The sequence below is a fragment of the Pseudoalteromonas sp. SIMBA_162 genome (genome assembly GCF_046535955.1).
Lineage (GTDB): Bacteria > Pseudomonadota > Gammaproteobacteria > Enterobacterales > Alteromonadaceae > Pseudoalteromonas > Pseudoalteromonas marina.
Genome location: NZ_JAWJBQ010000032.1, coordinates 19363 through 36335 on the forward strand (window position 1 = coordinate 19363; position 16973 = coordinate 36335).

General features: G+C 39.9%; 15 protein-coding genes and 2 tRNA genes. 10 read left to right on the forward strand and 7 right to left on the reverse strand.

Annotated elements, in window-relative coordinates; all coding sequences use genetic code 11:
• Positions 1 to 12: 12 nt before the first annotated feature.
• Positions 13 to 252 (reverse strand): DUF2960 domain-containing protein, encoded by a 240-nt coding sequence (locus R0J88_RS17430; RefSeq protein WP_006793714.1) that lies wholly within the window; start codon positions 250 to 252, stop codon positions 13 to 15.
• A gap of 108 nt (positions 253 to 360) precedes the next feature.
• Here R0J88_RS17430 and R0J88_RS17435 point away from each other — a divergent pair, with 108 nt between their 5' ends.
• Genes R0J88_RS17435 through R0J88_RS17445 form a run of 3 tightly spaced genes read left to right on the forward strand, consistent with a single transcriptional unit; the run spans position 361 to position 2080 of the window.
• Positions 361 to 612, forward strand: coding sequence for a YkoF family thiamine/hydroxymethylpyrimidine-binding protein (locus tag R0J88_RS17435; protein WP_006793713.1), 252 nt, complete (start codon positions 361 to 363; stop codon positions 610 to 612).
• Positions 613 to 646: 34 nt separating this feature from the next.
• Entirely contained in the window at positions 647 to 1270 is a 624-nt protein-coding gene (gene pnuC, locus R0J88_RS17440; RefSeq protein ID WP_008131932.1) for a nicotinamide riboside transporter PnuC, read from the forward strand.
• A gap of 3 nt (positions 1271 to 1273) precedes the next feature.
• Entirely contained in the window at positions 1274 to 2080 is an 807-nt protein-coding gene (locus R0J88_RS17445) for a phosphotransferase (RefSeq protein ID WP_341219489.1), read from the forward strand.
• Here the strand turns inward: R0J88_RS17445 and R0J88_RS17450 are convergent.
• Complete coding sequence (locus tag R0J88_RS17450; protein WP_006793710.1) at positions 2077 to 2259, reverse strand: hypothetical protein; 183 nt, start codon at positions 2257 to 2259, stop codon at positions 2077 to 2079. The two genes, R0J88_RS17445 and R0J88_RS17450, sit on opposite strands and share 4 nt — an antisense overlap.
• Before the next feature lie 246 nt (positions 2260 to 2505).
• Here R0J88_RS17450 and R0J88_RS17455 point away from each other — a divergent pair.
• The 3 genes from R0J88_RS17455 to R0J88_RS17465 all read left to right on the forward strand — a co-directional run bounded on the left by R0J88_RS17455 (position 2506) and on the right by R0J88_RS17465 (position 6460).
• A tRNA-Arg gene (locus tag R0J88_RS17455) sits at positions 2506 to 2580 on the forward strand.
• A gap of 204 nt (positions 2581 to 2784) precedes the next feature.
• Positions 2785 to 5004 (forward strand): EAL domain-containing protein, encoded by a 2220-nt coding sequence (locus R0J88_RS17460; protein WP_410900551.1) that lies wholly within the window; start codon positions 2785 to 2787, stop codon positions 5002 to 5004.
• Positions 5005 to 5191: 187 nt separating this feature from the next.
• Positions 5192 to 6460, forward strand: coding sequence for an HD-GYP domain-containing protein (locus tag R0J88_RS17465; protein WP_058430227.1), 1269 nt, complete (start codon positions 5192 to 5194; stop codon positions 6458 to 6460).
• Here the strand turns inward: R0J88_RS17465 and R0J88_RS17470 are convergent.
• Positions 6420 to 6743, reverse strand: a complete 324-nt coding sequence (locus tag R0J88_RS17470) for a hypothetical protein (RefSeq protein WP_074210155.1) — start codon at positions 6741 to 6743, stop codon at positions 6420 to 6422. The genes R0J88_RS17465 and R0J88_RS17470 overlap by 41 nt on opposite strands.
• A 284-nt stretch (positions 6744 to 7027) precedes the next feature.
• Between R0J88_RS17470 and R0J88_RS17475 the strand changes: the two genes are divergently transcribed.
• The gene (locus R0J88_RS17475) at positions 7028 to 8305 is read left to right on the forward strand and encodes an outer membrane protein transport protein (RefSeq protein WP_039038442.1); all 1278 of its coding nucleotides are present in this window, start codon (positions 7028 to 7030) and stop codon (positions 8303 to 8305) included.
• A gap of 111 nt (positions 8306 to 8416) precedes the next feature.
• Here the strand turns inward: R0J88_RS17475 and R0J88_RS17480 are convergent, their stop codons facing one another.
• The 3 genes from R0J88_RS17480 to pepA form a co-directional block, all read right to left on the reverse strand.
• On the reverse strand, positions 8417 to 11272 hold the full coding sequence (locus R0J88_RS17480) for a valine--tRNA ligase (RefSeq protein WP_010557833.1): 2856 nt from the start codon (positions 11270 to 11272) through the stop codon (positions 8417 to 8419).
• Between the two features lie 53 nt (positions 11273 to 11325).
• Positions 11326 to 11772 (reverse strand): DNA polymerase III subunit chi, encoded by a 447-nt coding sequence (locus tag R0J88_RS17485; protein WP_006793705.1) that lies wholly within the window; start codon positions 11770 to 11772, stop codon positions 11326 to 11328.
• 149 nt (positions 11773 to 11921) lie between these two features.
• Entirely contained in the window at positions 11922 to 13433 is a 1512-nt protein-coding gene (pepA, locus tag R0J88_RS17490; protein ID WP_010557831.1) for a leucyl aminopeptidase, read from the reverse strand.
• Positions 13434 to 13742: 309 nt separating this feature from the next.
• On the opposite strand from pepA, the gene lptF reads away from it, so the two are divergent.
• Both lptF and lptG read left to right on the forward strand, forming a co-directional pair.
• The gene (gene lptF, locus R0J88_RS17495; protein WP_006793703.1) at positions 13743 to 14855 is read left to right on the forward strand and encodes an LPS export ABC transporter permease LptF; all 1113 of its coding nucleotides are present in this window, start codon (positions 13743 to 13745) and stop codon (positions 14853 to 14855) included.
• Positions 14852 to 15919 carry an LPS export ABC transporter permease LptG gene (lptG, locus tag R0J88_RS17500; RefSeq protein ID WP_008131921.1) on the forward strand — a complete coding sequence of 356 codons (1068 nt, stop codon included), beginning with the start codon at positions 14852 to 14854 and terminating at the stop codon, positions 15917 to 15919. Before lptF ends, lptG begins: the two co-directional genes overlap by 4 nt.
• A gap of 80 nt (positions 15920 to 15999) precedes the next feature.
• Here lptG and R0J88_RS17505 read toward each other — a convergent pair whose 3' ends face one another.
• Complete coding sequence (locus R0J88_RS17505; RefSeq protein WP_006793701.1) at positions 16000 to 16500, reverse strand: RDD family protein; 501 nt, start codon at positions 16498 to 16500, stop codon at positions 16000 to 16002.
• Between the two features lie 327 nt (positions 16501 to 16827).
• Between R0J88_RS17505 and R0J88_RS17510 the strand changes: the two genes are divergently transcribed.
• Positions 16828 to 16912, forward strand: a tRNA-Leu gene (locus tag R0J88_RS17510).
• Positions 16913 to 16973: the final 61 nt, after the last annotated feature.

Consider the following 16973-nt stretch of genomic DNA (forward strand, 5'->3'; position numbering starts at 1 on the left):
AGATAGTGATAATTACTCTTTAATAAAGTAAATATCACTAAAGCCCATGCGGGCAAATTCTTGATCACGAAAGTTACGAACAGAAGCTGACCCTTTAGAGGTCATTTCTATTTGCTGTACCATGCTTAAGTAATTCGTTAAATCAATGCCTTCGGCAGCAGCAATTGCTTGATACATGTCGTGGTATTTATCTTTAGCAAAATTTATTTCGCGCGGTTGGTTTTTAAATTTATAGGTTATTCTGCGTGCCATATTACGCTCATTGTAATTGAGTATTAAAGCGATTTTACACTGTATTTAGTAGCGGCTCTAGCATTGAATGACACGATATAACTAGGCACTCAAACCATAGGGTTAATAATGAAATTATCAGTAGAGATTAGTAAGTACCCACTTCACCAAGATTACATTCCTTTTATCAAAGGCTTTATTGATCGATTAAACGAATACGATGGTTTAAAAGTGATTACTAATACACTATCGACACAAATTTTTGGCGATTATGATTTAGTGATGCAAGTACTCAATACCGAAATTAAACGTTCATACGAAGAGTTTGGCAAAGCTATTTTTGTGTGTAAGTTTTTGTCTGGCGATTTATCGCCTCAGTAGTTTTTTCGCCACAATTTAACGGTAACAGCACACTATGGAATTTATAACAAAAACGTTAAGCGGTTTTACTGCCATGTCGCACTGGGAATATATTGCGGTTGTGTTATCAATTGCTTATTTATTGTTGGCGATAAAAGAAAGCCTGTGGTGCTGGCCTGCTGCGTTTTTTAGTACGCTAATTTATACTATTATGTATTGGAATGGCGCATTGCTAATGGAGTCATTACTCAACTTTTATTACATGTATATGGCTGTATTTGGCTGGGTTGTGTGGCGAAAAGGCAAAGCTAATAATAACAACCTGAGTATTAGTTCTTGGTCTATGGAACGTCATGCGCTTTTAATCATACTTACCTCTATTGCGGCAACAGGCATTGGGTATTTTATGACTAACTATACACATGCTGATTTTGCCTACCTCGATAGCTTTACAACCTGTTTTGCCGTTGTGACGACTTACTTAGTTGCCAAAAAAATCCTTGAAAACTGGTTGTATTGGATAGTCATAGACGCAGCGTCTATGTATTTATATTACGAAAAAGGCTACTACCCAACATTAGCGCTTTTTGTGTTTTACACCATTATGGCAGGGTGGGGATTTAAAACCTGGTATGAAGAATACGAGCAAAGCCAAGCTAAGCCACTCGCACAGCTTTAATTTATGAGTGATTACAATGCACTTATAAACAAATGCCGTGCGTTTATAGCACCAAGTAGCGTTATTTCATGCGTGCCTTTATCACAAGGTTTAAGTAACGAAAATGTGTTAATAAATACGACTCAAGAGAAGTATTTATTAAAGCGTTACAAAGACCATTGGCCAGAATATGCCTTAGAGGCACAGCGTCGCTTGAGTGCGTCAAATATATGCCCTTCCCCTGTATGGCTTGATAAACAAAATCAACTGGCTGTGTTTAATTACTTTGACGGTAGTACCGCAAATAGTCTATCAATCGACGACGTGATTAAAAAACTTGCTACTGTCCATGCTTACTCAGTTAGCACTGAGCCAATGAACATAGCCCAAGAGCTAAGCTGTTATAAATGTTCACCAGTGTATTTGGAGCATCAGCAGCTAATTAGTGCAGCGGTTAACTTTATTACGGCCATGCCTATCGAGCTTGGTTTTTGCCACAACGATTTAATTAAAGATAATTTAATAGTGAATGAGTCAGGCAGCTACTTAATTGATTTTGAGTACGCTAAAACTAACGACGTGTATTTTGATTTAGCGGCGCTAAGTGTTAGCTTTGAGCTAAATAAAAATAATGATGATGCGTTATTAAATAGTTACGCTAAATATAAAGATAAACAGGTAGGGTTTGTAACATCAACCGATAAGCTTAATTGTTATAAGCTGTTATTTTTGGTTTTAAGTATTGGTTGGTATGAGCAGCGCGACATAAGAGCTCCAGCAAAAAAATTACGCGCGCAGCTGCTAAAACTTATTGCAGCATGTGGCTTTTAAAGGCCACCAAAACGCGCTGCTAACTCTTTATATTTTGCTACTTCATCTGCATCAAACTGCGGTTCGCCGTTTTCATCTTCTGACTTAGCGATTAATAAACTTTCACGTGCAAGACGTTTTACGCGCTCTTCTTTTACACCTAAAAATTCTGCAACTTGCTCCGTAGACATCAAACTCATTATTAATTCCTCTTTTAAATATTTTCATTACTGTGACAATGATAGTTAAAATGTTGCTAAAGCGTAACTATTTTTATCGAATATTAATAAATAACGCGTTTTTATAAAATAGTCACATGTTTTATTCAAAAGTGCCTAATTAGTAATCATATAAACTAATGTCGCTAGCATTTGTGTAAAGATGGCTTTATCATTAGCGCATGCTAACACATTGATATCGCGAGTTGATGTGGCGGCAGCAAATGTGCTCTCGTGGTGAAATGGATATCACGTGGCCCTCCGGAGGCTAAGTTGTAGGTTCGATCCCTACCGAGAGCGCCATTTGATTTAACTAGGCCAAAAACTTACCTGTGTTTTACTCCCTTTCTAATTATTAACCACCTTGCTTAAATAGACTTTACTGCCTATTGTTTTGATTATGATAGATATCTAATTATGCCATTGGTGCGTTGTGTTTGTGTTACTCAAATACATCAATAGAACAAAGGTGTATTAATACATTCGTACTTTTGGGAAACACAGTGAATGGATAGTATTGAGCAGCTTAAATTTGATCTGGCAAAGGCAGATGCCAAAATATCTGAGCTAGAAAAAAACGCCTGTTGTAATGATTTATTTATACATATATTTAACTCTTCCCCTGTCCCATTTGTATTGAATGACGCTCATAACACTATTGTCCATGCTAATGATACGTTCGTTAATATGTTTGGTTATAGAGCAAGCGATATACCCACATTAGATGAATGGTGGGGCATAGTACTTCCTAATAGCCATTATCGCGACTGTGTGATGAACTTGTGGCACAAAAAATTAAACGATGCAAAAAAAATGAATACTCGCTTTGTGCCAATGCAGCTAACTATACAGTGCAAAGACGGGTGTAAACGTACTGTACTTGGCAGTGCCGTTCCTTTAAAAAATGGGGATGCCAGTATTACGTTAAATATTTTTTATGATATTACTGAACTTGAGTATGAAAATAGCCAAATAGGTGAGCTATCTAATATCATTACTGAATTAACCCTTTCTTTAGAACAGCAAAAAAACGATCTCATACTCGAAAAACAAAAAGCCTCAGTAAACACAGAGCGGTTAAGTTTAGCCATGAAGGGCGCTAATGATGGACTTTGGGATTGGGATATTGCTAACGAAAAAATGTATTACTCACCGCGATGGAAATCGATGTTGGGGTATAAAGAAGACGAGCTTACAAATAGTTTTGCTACATGGGAAAGGCTTGTTCACCCTGACGATCTAGCTCCAGCAGTTGCTAAAATCCATTCGTTTATGGAATCTAAAACTAAGCACTATGAAGCTGAGTTTAGAATGCGCCATAAAAATGGTAGCTATGTAAATATTTTGTCTCGTGCTTTTGTTGTTGAAAGTGAGGAAGGTGAAATTACTCGTTTAGTGGGCACTCATGTAGATATTACAGCAAGAAAAAAATCAGAAGAAAAACTCAGCTACCAATCATCTCATGATTCACTCACTGGTTTAGCAAATAGAAGAGAGTTTAAGCGTCGCGTTGAGCTTTTATTGTCAGTAGCTGCTGAAAAACGAGTTGATCATGCTTTATGTTATATGGACCTTGATCAATTTAAAGTAGTGAATGACACCTGTGGTCATTTAGCTGGCGATGAATTACTTCGTCAGCTCGGTTCTTTATTGCAAAAAGTAGTAAGAAAAACAGATGTGGTAGCACGCCTCGGGGGGGATGAGTTTGCTGTATTGATGGAAAACTGCTCATTTGATAACGCCCATCGTGTAACTAGCCTAATTCAAAAAGAAATTGAGGATTATAGATTTGTTTGGGAAGGTCGCAGCTTTCGTATAGGTGTAAGCATGGGGTTGATCCAAATTACCGATAAATATGTGGATTTTACAGAGGTGCTAAAGTTAGCTGATGTTGCTTGTTATATAGCAAAGGAGAAGGGACGAAATAGAATCCATGTTCATTATGATGATGACGAAGAGCTCGCAGTGCGCCAAGGCGAGATGCAGTGGGTAAATAGAGTTCAAGATGCAATAGATGAAAACCGCTTTAAAATATACGCACAATTAATTGAGCCACTCGCTTGCGATAAAAATAAACATTATGAATTGCTATTGCGCATGGTCGATGATCAGGGAGGTATAATTCCTCCGGGTGCTTTCTTACCTCCTGCAGAGCGCTATCAACTGATTGTTAAAGTAGATAGTTGGATGATTGAAAACGCATTTAAGATGATTCTAAATAACCCTAACTTTCTCAAAGGGGTTAACTTCTTGTCTATTAACCTTTCAGGACAGTCACTTACTAATGAGGACTTTTTAATATTTGTTACAGAGCAACTTACCCTTTTGGGTGAGCATAGTGAAAAGATCTGTTTTGAAATAACCGAAACAGCCGCCATTTCAAACCTAGAACTTGCCAGTAAGTTTATTTCCCAACTAAAGGTGCTAGGGTGCTGTTTTGCACTTGATGACTTTGGAAGTGGTTTATCATCATTTGGATATTTGAAGAACCTCAAAGTTGATTATCTTAAAATAGATGGGATTTTTGTAAAAGATATTGAGGTTGATCCGATTGATCATGCAATGGTGAAATCAATAAATGAGATTGGCCACGTTATGGGTATGAAAACTATTGCTGAGTTTGTCGAAACTTCACGAATTAAGCAAACTCTATTAGAAATGGGCGTAGATTACGCGCAGGGTTATGCTGTACATAAACCACAGCCAATAGAGGAACTATTAAAATAATTAGCTTCGAGCAACTAGATTAAAGCCACCTAATTAATAGCGTGGTAAATTTATTTAAATGTACTTTTTTAAGTGAGTGATAAGCAATCCTTTATAGTCATTTATTAACGTAAATGAAACAAATGTTAGACTTGTACAGGTGTAAAATGCTATCAATGGTGTTTAATTACCTATTTCAAATACCTTTATGCTTATTACTCTACCTATCACTGAACTTGTTCCCGGCATGTATGTCGATAGCGTAACTAAGCAACATGAAGGTGTTAATGGAATAAAAATTAAAACCAGTGGTTTGGTTCGTGAAAAATCGATTATAAAACGTTTAGCTACAGAAGGCGTGCTTGAGCTATTAATTGATTTTACTAAAGGCGATGTAGCCATCCCCGCTAAGTACAAGCCAACTTCCAAGTCCCCTGTAAAAAATAAAAATTTAGCGTCTACAAAACTAAGTGATCAAACAAAGGCAAAGCCTGCCAAGGATAAATCAAAACTCGTAAATACACCTGCAAGTATAACGCTTGAGCAAGAGTTTGCTGCAGCCAGTGAAGGTTACGAGCGCCATAGTAAAAAATTAAAGTCGCTATATGGAGATATAACCGCAGGCATGGCCGTTAATGTAAAAGTACTTGATGAAATAGCCGGTGAGATAGTTAGCTCCGTTTTTCGAAATACCAACGCTATGACCATACTTACGCGCGTAAAAGACAAGCACAATTATAACTGGCGACATATGATCAATTGTGCCATTTTTACCGCCGTGTTTGCTAAGTACTTAGGTTACAAGCAAGGGGTTGTTCAACAATTGGCAATGGGCGCATTACTCCATGATTTAGGCCAAGCTAAAATACCACAAGGTATACTATCAAAACCCTCTAAGCTGACCGAATTTGAAATGAGCGCGGTAAAAAAGCATGTATCTCAAGGGTTGATATTAGCAAAAGAGGAAGAGGGTGTAACGCCACTCATGTTAGACATGATAGTAAATCATCATGAGCGATTAGATGGCTCAGGTTACCCCAGAGGTGTAAGTGATCAAAAGCTCAGTCGTGCTGCGCGTATTATGGCTATTGTTGATGTATATGATGCGATGACCGCTGATAAGCTATACAAAGAAGGCGATGAGCCTATTAATGCACTACGTTACTTATTGGCTAGTAACAAGTTATTTGATGCTGAGTTAGTGCAGCGCTTTATAAAGTGTTTAGGTGTCCACCCTGTGGGAAGTATTGTTAAATTAACTAACGAGCGTTTAGCAATCGTGTTAGAGGGAAATACCCAAAACCCTATTAAGCCAAAAGTTAAATTATTTTATAATGCAAAGCATAATCATCACGTAACGCCTAAAGATATAGATTTGAGTACCGACAACCAAGAGCTTAAAATTTTAGCGAGTGTAAAGCCCATGGATTATCAAATTAACTTATCTCGTTTGTTAAAAGATCATCTGCTCGTTTAGCCTTAATACATCGGCGCTTTTGGTTTGCCTGAGCTGATATAAACGCGCCTAAAAAGCAACTTCCCATTAGTACCAACCACAACAAAGTGCCAAGCTCTACATGTAAAGCTGTGCAGCAAAATATGAGCGATACAACAGCATTTAACATAGCGCCTAGCCAGTAACGATTAACAGGGTTGTCGCATTGTCCGGCCTGTGTGCACGCGCAGTAATTTGCCTTATAAAAGAAAAATACACTGGCTCCACAAAAAATGAGACCCACCATAATTAGAACAATCAGCACAGTTTTAACCCGTTGGTTATTTTAAAAAGAGTTTAAAATGCGGCGTAATTCATGTCAATCTAAATGATAATTAATTACATTTAGAGTAATTGCTCTAATAACATATTTCTTGTCCGATGAGTTTTAAATAGTTGTTAAAATGTAGTTAAAAAACGTGTTTTTTAGGTGTTTTTGGTGTGATCATGAAGTTTTTTTCTAAAAATTAATGTAGTGTAGCCGGGTTTTGAATATAAGTAACAACACACATAGCTACCCAAACAGTGAGTTTGGTTAAGGACACAACAATGAAATTTTCTAAAACGCTTATCGCAGCCTCGCTTGCATTTGTTTCAGCTGACTCTTTTGCAGCTGCGTTTCAATTAGCTGAGCAAAACGCATCAGGTTTAGGCCGTGCTTATGCTGGTGAAGCATCTATCGCAGACGACGCGTCTGTTGTTGCACGTAACCCTGCTTTAATGACTTTATTTAAAGATAAGCAACTAAGTGTTGCTGCTATAGCCGTTGTTCCAGATGTTAGCCTTGAGGGCACTGGTACAAACAATGGTATCGACCCGAATGCATTAGATGACGACAGCATTGCGCCTAGCGCCGTTATTCCAGCAACTTATTTCACTATGCCAGTAAACGACAGAGTATCAGTTGGTTTTGGCGCATTTGCTAACTTTGGTTTAGCAACAAAATTTGATGACGACTACGCGGCAGGTCAAATTGCCGGTGAAACAGAAATTGTAACCGTAAATATGAACGCAAGCGTTGCCTATAAAGTAAGCGAGCAGTTCAGCTTTGGTATTGGCTTAAATGCAATTTATGCAGAAGCTAAAATTATTCGCAAGTTTGGTGCTTCAGCTTTACCAATCCCCGCTTCAACAGATGCAGTAAACCTTGAAGGTGATGATATTGGTTACGGCTTAAATGTTGGTTTAATGTACCAATTAGACGAAAACAGCCGTTTTGGTTTTAACTACCGTACAGAAACTGACATCACGTTTGAAGGTGAATACTCAAACGAGCTTCCTTCTGCATTTATTCCTGGTGGATTAGACGGACAACTTGAACTTCCAGGTTCGGTTGAAATAACGCTACCTGCTATTGCTGAGTTTTCTGGTTCACATCAGTTAGACGAAAAATTAGGCTTGCACTACAGCGTATTGTGGACTGGCTGGAGCAGCTTTGATTCATTGGAAGCACAAGTAACAGCACCAACGGGTGATAAGTTTAGTGCATTTGAAAAAACAGAAGATTTCTCTGATGCACTTCGTTACTCAGTAGGTACTGACTACCAGTACAACGAAAACCTATTGTTACGTGCAGGTATTGCGTTTGACGAGTCGCCTGTATCACAACAGCATTTATCAATCTCGATTCCAGACACTGACCGCTTTTGGTTCTCTTTTGGTGGTAACTACATCATCGATAAAAACTCAAACGTTGATTTAGGCGTGAGTATTATTCGTGGTAAAACACAAAACTACACTGAAAAAGATAACTTAGGCTCGCAGTGGTCTTTTGAATCTAAAGGTCATGCTACGCTTATTGGCGCGCAGTACAACTACACGTTTTAATGTAGAAGTGCCTTTAGCTTAGTCATTAGGCACAAAAAAGCCGCTCACTTTAATTAAAGTGAGCGGCTTTTTAATGCCTGCTAAATTGCTTTAGCAGGTATGTGACTAAAATTATAAGCTTTCAATCTTCGTTTTTTGCTCAAGCAGCTTAGTTTTAGCATCGGTGAATTCAGCTAACTTAGCGTTTTCTTTTGCAAGAACAGCTTCTGGTGCATTGTTTACAAACTTTTCGTTAGCGAGTTTGTTTTGCACTTGCGCTAGGCCTTTTTCTGCTTTTTCGAGTTGCTTGTTGATACGTGCAAGCTCTGCTTCAACATCAATTAAGCCCGCCATTGGGATCATAATTTCTAGGTTGCCAACATAAGAGGTTGCACACGCTGGTGCGTCGTCTTTATTTTCAAGCATTGTAAACTCTTCAAGCTTAGCCAATGATGCCAAGAACGATTTATTTTCTTCAATACGGCGCACATCTTCGCTTGATGCATTGGCAAGTAATACGCTCAGTGGCTTGCTTGGGCTAATATCCATTTCACCACGAATGTTACGAATAGCTAAAATGAATTGCTTAACCCACTCTAAGTCTTCCATCGCTTTGGCATCAACGCTTGCTTCATTATAAACAGGGAAGCCTTGTACCATAATGCTAGTGCCCGCTGTTTCAAGGCCTGCAAGTGGTGCAACGCGTTGCCAAATCGTTTCTGTGATGTATGGCATCATTGGGTGCATTAAGCGTAGTAGGCTTTCTAGTACTGTAATGAGTGTATTACGTGTACCGCGCTGCTGTGCTTCACTGCCTTTAAATAATACGGGCTTAGTTAGCTCTAAGTACCAATCACAGAACTGGTTCCAAGTGAATTCGTAAAGTGTATTAGCGGCTAAATCAAAGCGGTAGTTATCAAGGTGCTCAGTGTACGTTTTAACGGTGGCTTCATATTGGCCTAAAATCCAACGATCAGCTAGCGAGTACTCTTTTTGTGCATCGTTTGCAAAACCACAGTCTTGCTCTTCTGTGTTCATTAATACGTAACGGCTCGCGTTCCATAGTTTATTACAGAAGTTTCGGTAACCTTCAAGGCGGTTCATGTCCCAGTTTATATCACGACCGGTAGATGCCATTGCTGCAAGGGTAAAGCGAAGCGCATCGGTACCGTGAGCTTCAATACCATTTGCAAATACTTTGCGCGTGTCTTTTTCAATTTTAGCGGCAAGTTTTGGCTGCATCATGTTGCCAGTACGTTTTTGTACTAAGTCTTCAAGTTCAATGCCGTCAATCATGTCTAGCGGGTCAAGTACGTTACCTTTTGACTTAGACATTTTATCGCCGTTGTCGTCACGTATTAGGCCAGTAACATACACTGTTTTAAACGGCACTTGTGGTTTACCATTTTCATCTTTTATAAAGTGCAGCGTCATCATGATCATACGCGCAACCCAGAAGAAAATAATATCAAAACCTGTTACTAACACGTCAGACGGGTGGAAGGTTTTTAAATCATCGGTGTTTTCTGGCCAGCCTTGCGTTGAGAATGTCCAAAGCGCTGACGAGAACCATGTATCAAGTACGTCTTCGTCTTGGCTAAGTGCTACGCTATCTGCAATGTTGTTATCGCGGCGAACTTCCGCTTCGTCGCGACCAACGTATACGTTGCCTTCGCTGTCGTACCAAGCTGGAATACGGTGACCCCACCAAAGCTGACGTGATATACACCAATCTTGTACGTCGTTCATCCACGAAAAGTACATATTTTCGTATTGCTTAGGCACAAATTGAATGTCGCCGTTTTTAACTGCATCTTTAGCAGGTTCTGCAAGTGGCGCAACACGTACATACCATTGGTCTGTAAGTAGTGGCTCAATAACCACACCAGAGCGGTCACCGTAAGGAACAGTTAGGCCGTGATCTTCAATTTTTTCAAGTAGGCCAAGTTCTTCAAATTCAGCCACAATCGCTTTACGCGCTGCAAAACGATCAAGCCCATGAAAACGCGCTGGAATTGGCGCATCAAGCTCAAGCTCTTTGCCGTCAAAGGTGTAAGTTTCACCTTGCGTTAAAATAGCGGCGTCTTTATCGAAAATATTGATCATTGGCATTTTGTGACGCTTACCAACTTCGTTATCGTTAAAGTCGTGAGCTGGGGTTATTTTTACACAACCTGTGCCTTTATCTTTATCGGCGTGTTCATCAGCAACAATGGTAATACGGCGATTAACGATAGGTAATAAAATGTCTTTACCAATTAAATCTGTGTAGCGCTCGTCATCTGGGTTTACTGCAACACCTGAGTCGCCTAGCATAGTTTCTGGGCGCGTAGTTGCGACTACAATGTAGTCTTTACCGTCTTGTGTTTTAACGCCATCGGCTAGTGGGTAACGTAAGTTCCACATGTGGCCTTGTTTGTCTTTGTTTTCAACTTCAAGATCAGAAATAGCAGTGTGTAATTTTGGATCCCAGTTTACTAGGCGTTTACCACGGTAAATTAGGTTTTCTTTATGAAGGCGAACAAATACCTCTTTAACCGCTTCAGATAAACCATCGTCCATCGTAAAACGTTCACGGTCCCAATCAACTGATGCGCCAAGACGACGAAGCTGTTTAGTGATTGTGCCGCCCGATTCGTTTTTCCACTCCCAGATTTTATTAATAAAATCTTCACGGCCTAAATCGTGGCGTGTTTTACCTTCTTCAGCGTGCAGTTTACGCTCAACCAACATTTGTGTTGCAATACCTGCGTGGTCAGTACCTACTTGCCATAATGTGTTGTTACCTTGCATACGTTTAAAACGCGTAAGGGTATCCATTATTGTATCTTGGAAAGCGTGGCCCATGTGTAAGCTACCCGTGACATTTGGCGGCGGGATCATAATAGAATACGGCACGCCTTGGCCAGATGGCTTAAAGTAGCCTTTTTGTTCCCAGTCTTGATATAGAGACTGTTCAATATCTTGCGGATTGTAGGTTTTATCCATTACACAGAACCTTAAATAAGTACTTAAATTAGTTGGTTAGTTTGCCTGAGTGGCTAGCTATTAATATCTTGCGTGGTGAGATTGGCACCGAGTTGGCGTAGCTTTTTAAAACGCTCGCGGGCTGCTTGTTTAGCAACAGGTTCTACGGGGACAAAATCAAAAACTTGGTTAAATCGGCGAATGTAATCAGGTAGCTGAGTGGCCAAGTTTATTAAAACTTTTCGGTTGCCAACAGGTGGCGTAATACCAATTTCAACAGGGGCTCCGCCTTTAGGGCCTTCACCTTGTAAATTGTGTGGTACAAAACTGTCTGGGTCGAATGCCCAAATAATTTCATCAATGGCACAGGCTGTATCGTTATCGTTTACACAAATAAATACACGTTGCCCATTACGATACTGATCGGCCGCTATTTGTGCAGCCAAAGCAAAATGATCATCAGCCTGGGCTTTAGACTCATCTTGTTGCTTTAGAACGAAAAATTTAGCGTTCATGTTCATTGTATCGGGCTTTCCCATGGCATTGAATGTGTACTAGATTAATACACATAAATTAAGAGGCAGATTTTGCCATATAACGGGGTTTGCTTCAATTAATACACAAATAAATAAGGCGCCTAGTGGCGCCTTATTTTGAACTAAACAGGTAATTAATCGTGTGCTGCTTCGCTTACACCCGCTCTGTTCAATAAATACTGAGTTAGCATAGGAACAGGGCGTCCTGTTGCGCCTTTATTTGCACCACTTCGCCATGCAGTACCCGCTACATCTAAATGCGCCCAATTATATTTTTTGGTGAACTTAGATAAAAAACACGCCGCTGTAATTGTGCCTGCCGCGCGCCCACCTAAGTTAGTAAAATCAGCAAATGGGCTTTCTAGTTGGTCTTGATAATCGTCCCACAGTGGTAGCTGCCATGCACGATCGCCACTTTGCTCAGACGCTTTCAATAAGTCGTGGGCAAGGGGGTTATGGTTTGCAAGCAAACCTGTTGCATGAGCACCTAATGCAACAATACATGCACCTGTAAGGGTGGCTACATCTATGACGGTATCTGGGTCAAAACGCTCCACGTAGGTTAACGCATCGCATAATACTAAACGACCTTCAGCATCGGTATTAAGTACTTCAACCGTTTGCCCCGACATCGTTGTTAAAATATCACCTGGTCGGTAAGCATTTGAACTTGGCATGTTTTCACAACCAGCTAAAATACCTATTACGTTTATAGGTAATTGCATTTGTGCTAAAGCGCGCATTGCACCTATAACACCTGCAGCACCACCCATATCGTACTTCATTTCATCCATGGCTTCGCCAGGTTTAATTGAAATACCGCCGGAGTCAAAGGTTAAACCTTTACCAACTAACACAATTGGCGCTTGCTCGTCGCTTGCACCTTTGTAGTTAATAACCGACATAACAGATTCGTTATCACTACCACGGCCAACCGCTAAGTATGAGTTCATACCAAGCTCTGCCATTTTTTCTTCGCCAATAATATCAACGGTGATGTTATCAAAATTAGTAGCAAGCTCTTGCGCTTGTTCGCCTAAATACGCAGGGTTGCAAATATTGGGTGGCATGTTGGCAACGTCTTTACACAACTTGCTGCCAGCAGCGATAGCTAAACCGTGCTCAATCGCACTTTCACCAATAGTGAGTTCGCGGCGCGTGGGTACGTTAAATACAATTTTACGAAGTGGGCGACGCGGGTCTACTTTTTTACTTTTAAGTTGATTAAACGTGTATAAGCAATCTTGCGTTGTTTCTACGGCTTGGCGTACTTTCCAATAAGTATCTCTGCCTTTTACGTGTTGCTCTGTTAAAAAGCATACCGCTTCCATTGAGCCTGTATCGTTTAGGGTATTTATTGTTTTAGAGATAATTTGTTTGTATTGCTTGTCATCAAGCTCGCGCTCTTTACCGCAACCTACAAGCAAAATACGCTCGCTTAACACGTTAGGGACATGGTGCAATAATAAAACTTGGCCAGGTTTACCCTCTAGGTCGCCACGGCGAAGTAAATTTGAAATATAACCATCACTGATTTTATCGAGTTGTTCACCAATGGGGGATAACCTGCGTGGTTCGTACACGCCAACGACAATACATGCGCTGCGTTGTTTTTCTGGGCTACCACTTTTTACGCTAAATTCCATTGTTGCTCCTGGTTGTGAGTCATTTAAGCTAATAAATAAGGCCAAAAATAATATTTTCTAGTCTTAGTAGCTAAGCTTATGTAGAGATAATACTCATTTTAGCTGATTTTTACCGACTCTTACTGTGTAATTGAACTTTATATGCTTAAGGGCTACTAATGCAACATTATATCTTGCACTTAGGTAGGATAATTAATTTTGATGGCTTATAATAATAGCCTATTTGTCGGTATAAACTGTGCAAAATAGCTATTTAACTATTCGACACTCACTATTGTAGTGAAATACTAAGTTTAACAGGGGCGAGCATTGCTTATTTTTCGTTATTTGACCGCTGAGGTTTTAAAATCGCAGGTCGCCGTATTTTTAACTTTAATGACCATTTTTTTATCACAAAAGCTGGTGGTTATTTTAGGTGACGCATCAGAGGGAAGCATTCCTGCTCAATTAGTGCTGTCGATGATTGCGTTAAAGTTACCACAACTTGCCTCGTTAATTCTTCCATTGAGTATATTTTTAGGCATTATTTTAGCGTACAGCCGTATTTACGCCGACAGCGAAATGACGGTATTAAAAGCGTGTGGTGTGAGTGAATGGTATGTAGTGCGTGTAACTTTAATATCAAGCGCAGGTTTAGCGCTTTTGGCTGGCGCATTAACTATGTACCTAGCACCCTGGGCCAGTGAGCAAGAGTATCAATTAAAAGAACAAGCTAAAGCTGACGCTGGGCTGTCAGCATTAAGAGCCGGTCGTTTTCAAGAGACAGGGAACGAAAAAGCCGTGGTGTTTATTCATAATATTGAAAATGGTGGCAAAGAGCTAAACAAAGTGTTTGTTGCACAGCTACCAAATAGTGATAACGATGAATTAGCTCGACTAGTATACGCAGAGCAAGGCGTGGTAATTGAAGCGCAAAACGGTGAGCAACAGTTAGTGTTAACCGATGGAAAACGGTACGAAACCGACGCAACAACACCAGCATTAAACCTTACTGAGTTTGATGGCTACAGTGTGCAAATTCGTGAACAAGAAATAGAGCATCAACGCCGTAAGTTAGAAGCTGTGCCGACTAATCAGTTGCTTGCTATTAATACGCCTGAGTCTATTGCTCAATGGCAGTGGCGTATCGCTATTCCTCTTTCTATTCCGCTGCTTACTTTACTAGCAGTGCCGTTAAGTGTGGTTAATCCTCGCCAAGGCAAATTTGCTAAATTGGTACCCGCTATAAGTTTGTATCTTGGGTATTTTATTTTATTAAATGCCGCAAAATTCGCGATAGAAGATGGCAAAATACCGCCGTCAATTGGGCTTTGGTGGATTCACTTGAGTGCCTTATTTATTGGTGGCTTATTAATTATTAAAGGCCGCCCAATAGGCGCTTTGCTTAAAGCTGTTGTCACTAAGCGGGAGTTAAGCTCATGATGAAAACACTCGACTGGTATTTAGGCCGCAGCATCTTACAAACAACAGGCTTTGCTTTGTTGGTTTTAGTTGGCATCAGTACCCTAATTAAATTTATTGAACAGTTAAAATCGGTAGGGCGTGGTAGTTACGATTTGATTACCGCCATGCTGTATACGCTGTACAGTATTCCTGGTGATTTAGTGGTGTTTTTCCCTATGGCTGCGCTCATTGGGGGCTTAACAGGGCTTGGTGCGCTTGCTTCAAATAGTGAATTAGTGGTTATGCAAGCAGCGGGTATGTCGCGGTTGCAAATTATTGGCTCGGTGATGAAAACCGCCATGTTTATGGCCATTTGTATGATGGCGCTTGGCGAATGGGGAGCACCAGAGGCACAGTTACGTGCAAAAGAAATGCGAAACCAAGCTATACATGGCGGAGATGTGTTTAGCGCACAAAAAGGGGTTTGGGCGAAAGATGGAAATAACTTCATAAATATAGAAGATGTGGATGAAAGCGGTAAGCTTAACGGTTTGCACATGTACTATTTTGATAGCTCACTTGAACTTACTCAAATTACTAAAGCTAAAGAGGCAATTAGCCGAAAAGATGGATGGCTTTTACGTGATGTAAACAAAGTAATTATTACGGATGAGTTAATTACGACTGAACTACACCCAGAAGAGTTTTACCCATCGCAACTAACCGCTGAAAAGTTAGGCGTTGTATCTGTAAAGCCTGAGTCGCTTTCGTTTACAGGGTTATGGTCGTACTTAAGCTACTTAGAGCAAAATGAACAAGATACCAGTACCTATGACCTTGCTCTTTGGCGAAAGTTTATGCAGCCCGTGTCGGTTGCGGTTATGTTACTGGTTGCGCTCTCTTTTATATTTGGTCCGTTACGTACTGTAACTATGGGCGCACGAATAATTATGGGTGTTGTAACAGGCATTGTGTTTCATTTAACAAACGAGATATTTGGTCCCGTGGTAATGGTTTACCAAATACCTGCCATAATTGGCGCTGTACTGCCTAGTGTTATTTTTATAGGCTTTGCGACCTACTTAATGAATAAACGGGTTTAAGCGATTACATCTAAAAACAAAAAAGGGTGACTAGTAAGTCACCCTTTTTTGTTTTTAGATGTTTTATTAGTGTATAAACATTAATCGAGCTCGCGGTATATACGTTTGTTCTCTTCTTTTGAAAGAGCAACAACCTCTGTTTTAGATAAGTAATCTTGTAAGGCTTTTTTGTTTTTAAAATCAACTAACACAACTAAGTTACCTAAACCAAGTAACGCGCCCATGCAGCGAATAACAGATTGCGACCAACTAATTAAATTGCCATCGTTGGTTTGTACTCTTAATCGCCATGCTCGCATACCAATTGTTTGACCGCTTTTGGTCCAAAAGTAACTAAAAAATATAACATTAACGCCCACAAACAACGCACTGCGAATGCCATCTAGTAAAGGTGAATTCTCTATAAATGCAGCAGGGTCTTGACCTTCGGTTTGCTCAATAAGGCCCGTAGAAATTAAAACTTGAATTGCAGCAAAGTACAAAATAGCGGTTAGCATAGATAATGAAATGACGACTAAAGAGTCGTATATTAGCGACGCAAAACGGCGCCAAAAACCAGCACGTGGAAACTCACCCGACATAAAAATACTCTCACTGTTAATGTGTGGCTAGTTTAGCAAAAAAGCGCAAAAATACTAAGCGCTATAGTATGTTGGTATCATTTAACTATTGGTTTAAATAATATCTGTATTTTTAAAGTGCTTTATTTACATGACGCTTTAATTTTTTTAAATGTTAAGAGTTGCCTAAATGTTAAGCGGTTGATCATGCTTATGTAATAAAAGGCTTGCTGCTAACCCTATTGTTTGTATAATGCTTGGCATAGAGACGAAGGCACATAAATAATCCTAAGCTCTAAAGTGGTTTTTCTTTATCTTCTCGTGTTTAGAAGGTTAAAGAAAAATGATGCCAGCGTGATGAAATTGGTAGACATGGGGGATTCAAAATCCCCTTCCGAAAGGAGTGCCGGTTCGAGTCCGGCCGCTGGTACCACTTTTTATAACCTCTGCTAGATTTAGCAGAGGTTTTTTTATGTCTAAAATTTGTGATGACG

Coding starts and splice junctions, on each gene's coding strand:
- R0J88_RS17430 (WP_006793714.1), bottom strand. CDS start 252: ATGGCACGCAGAATAACCTATAAATTTAAAAACCAACCGCGCGAAATA.
- R0J88_RS17435 (WP_006793713.1), top strand. CDS start 361: ATGAAATTATCAGTAGAGATTAGTAAGTACCCACTTCACCAAGATTAC.
- pnuC (WP_008131932.1), top strand. CDS start 647: ATGGAATTTATAACAAAAACGTTAAGCGGTTTTACTGCCATGTCGCAC.
- R0J88_RS17445 (WP_341219489.1), top strand. CDS start 1,274: ATGAGTGATTACAATGCACTTATAAACAAATGCCGTGCGTTTATAGCA.
- R0J88_RS17450 (WP_006793710.1), bottom strand. CDS start 2,259: ATGAGTTTGATGTCTACGGAGCAAGTTGCAGAATTTTTAGGTGTAAAA.
- R0J88_RS17460 (WP_410900551.1), top strand. CDS start 2,785: ATGGATAGTATTGAGCAGCTTAAATTTGATCTGGCAAAGGCAGATGCC.
- R0J88_RS17465 (WP_058430227.1), top strand. CDS start 5,192: ATGCTTATTACTCTACCTATCACTGAACTTGTTCCCGGCATGTATGTC.
- R0J88_RS17475 (WP_039038442.1), top strand. CDS start 7,028: ATGAAATTTTCTAAAACGCTTATCGCAGCCTCGCTTGCATTTGTTTCA.
- R0J88_RS17480 (WP_010557833.1), bottom strand. CDS start 11,272: ATGGATAAAACCTACAATCCGCAAGATATTGAACAGTCTCTATATCAA.
- R0J88_RS17485 (WP_006793705.1), bottom strand. CDS start 11,772: ATGAACATGAACGCTAAATTTTTCGTTCTAAAGCAACAAGATGAGTCT.
- pepA (WP_010557831.1), bottom strand. CDS start 13,433: ATGGAATTTAGCGTAAAAAGTGGTAGCCCAGAAAAACAACGCAGCGCA.
- lptG (WP_008131921.1), top strand. CDS start 14,852: ATGATGAAAACACTCGACTGGTATTTAGGCCGCAGCATCTTACAAACA.
- R0J88_RS17505 (WP_006793701.1), bottom strand. CDS start 16,500: ATGTCGGGTGAGTTTCCACGTGCTGGTTTTTGGCGCCGTTTTGCGTCG.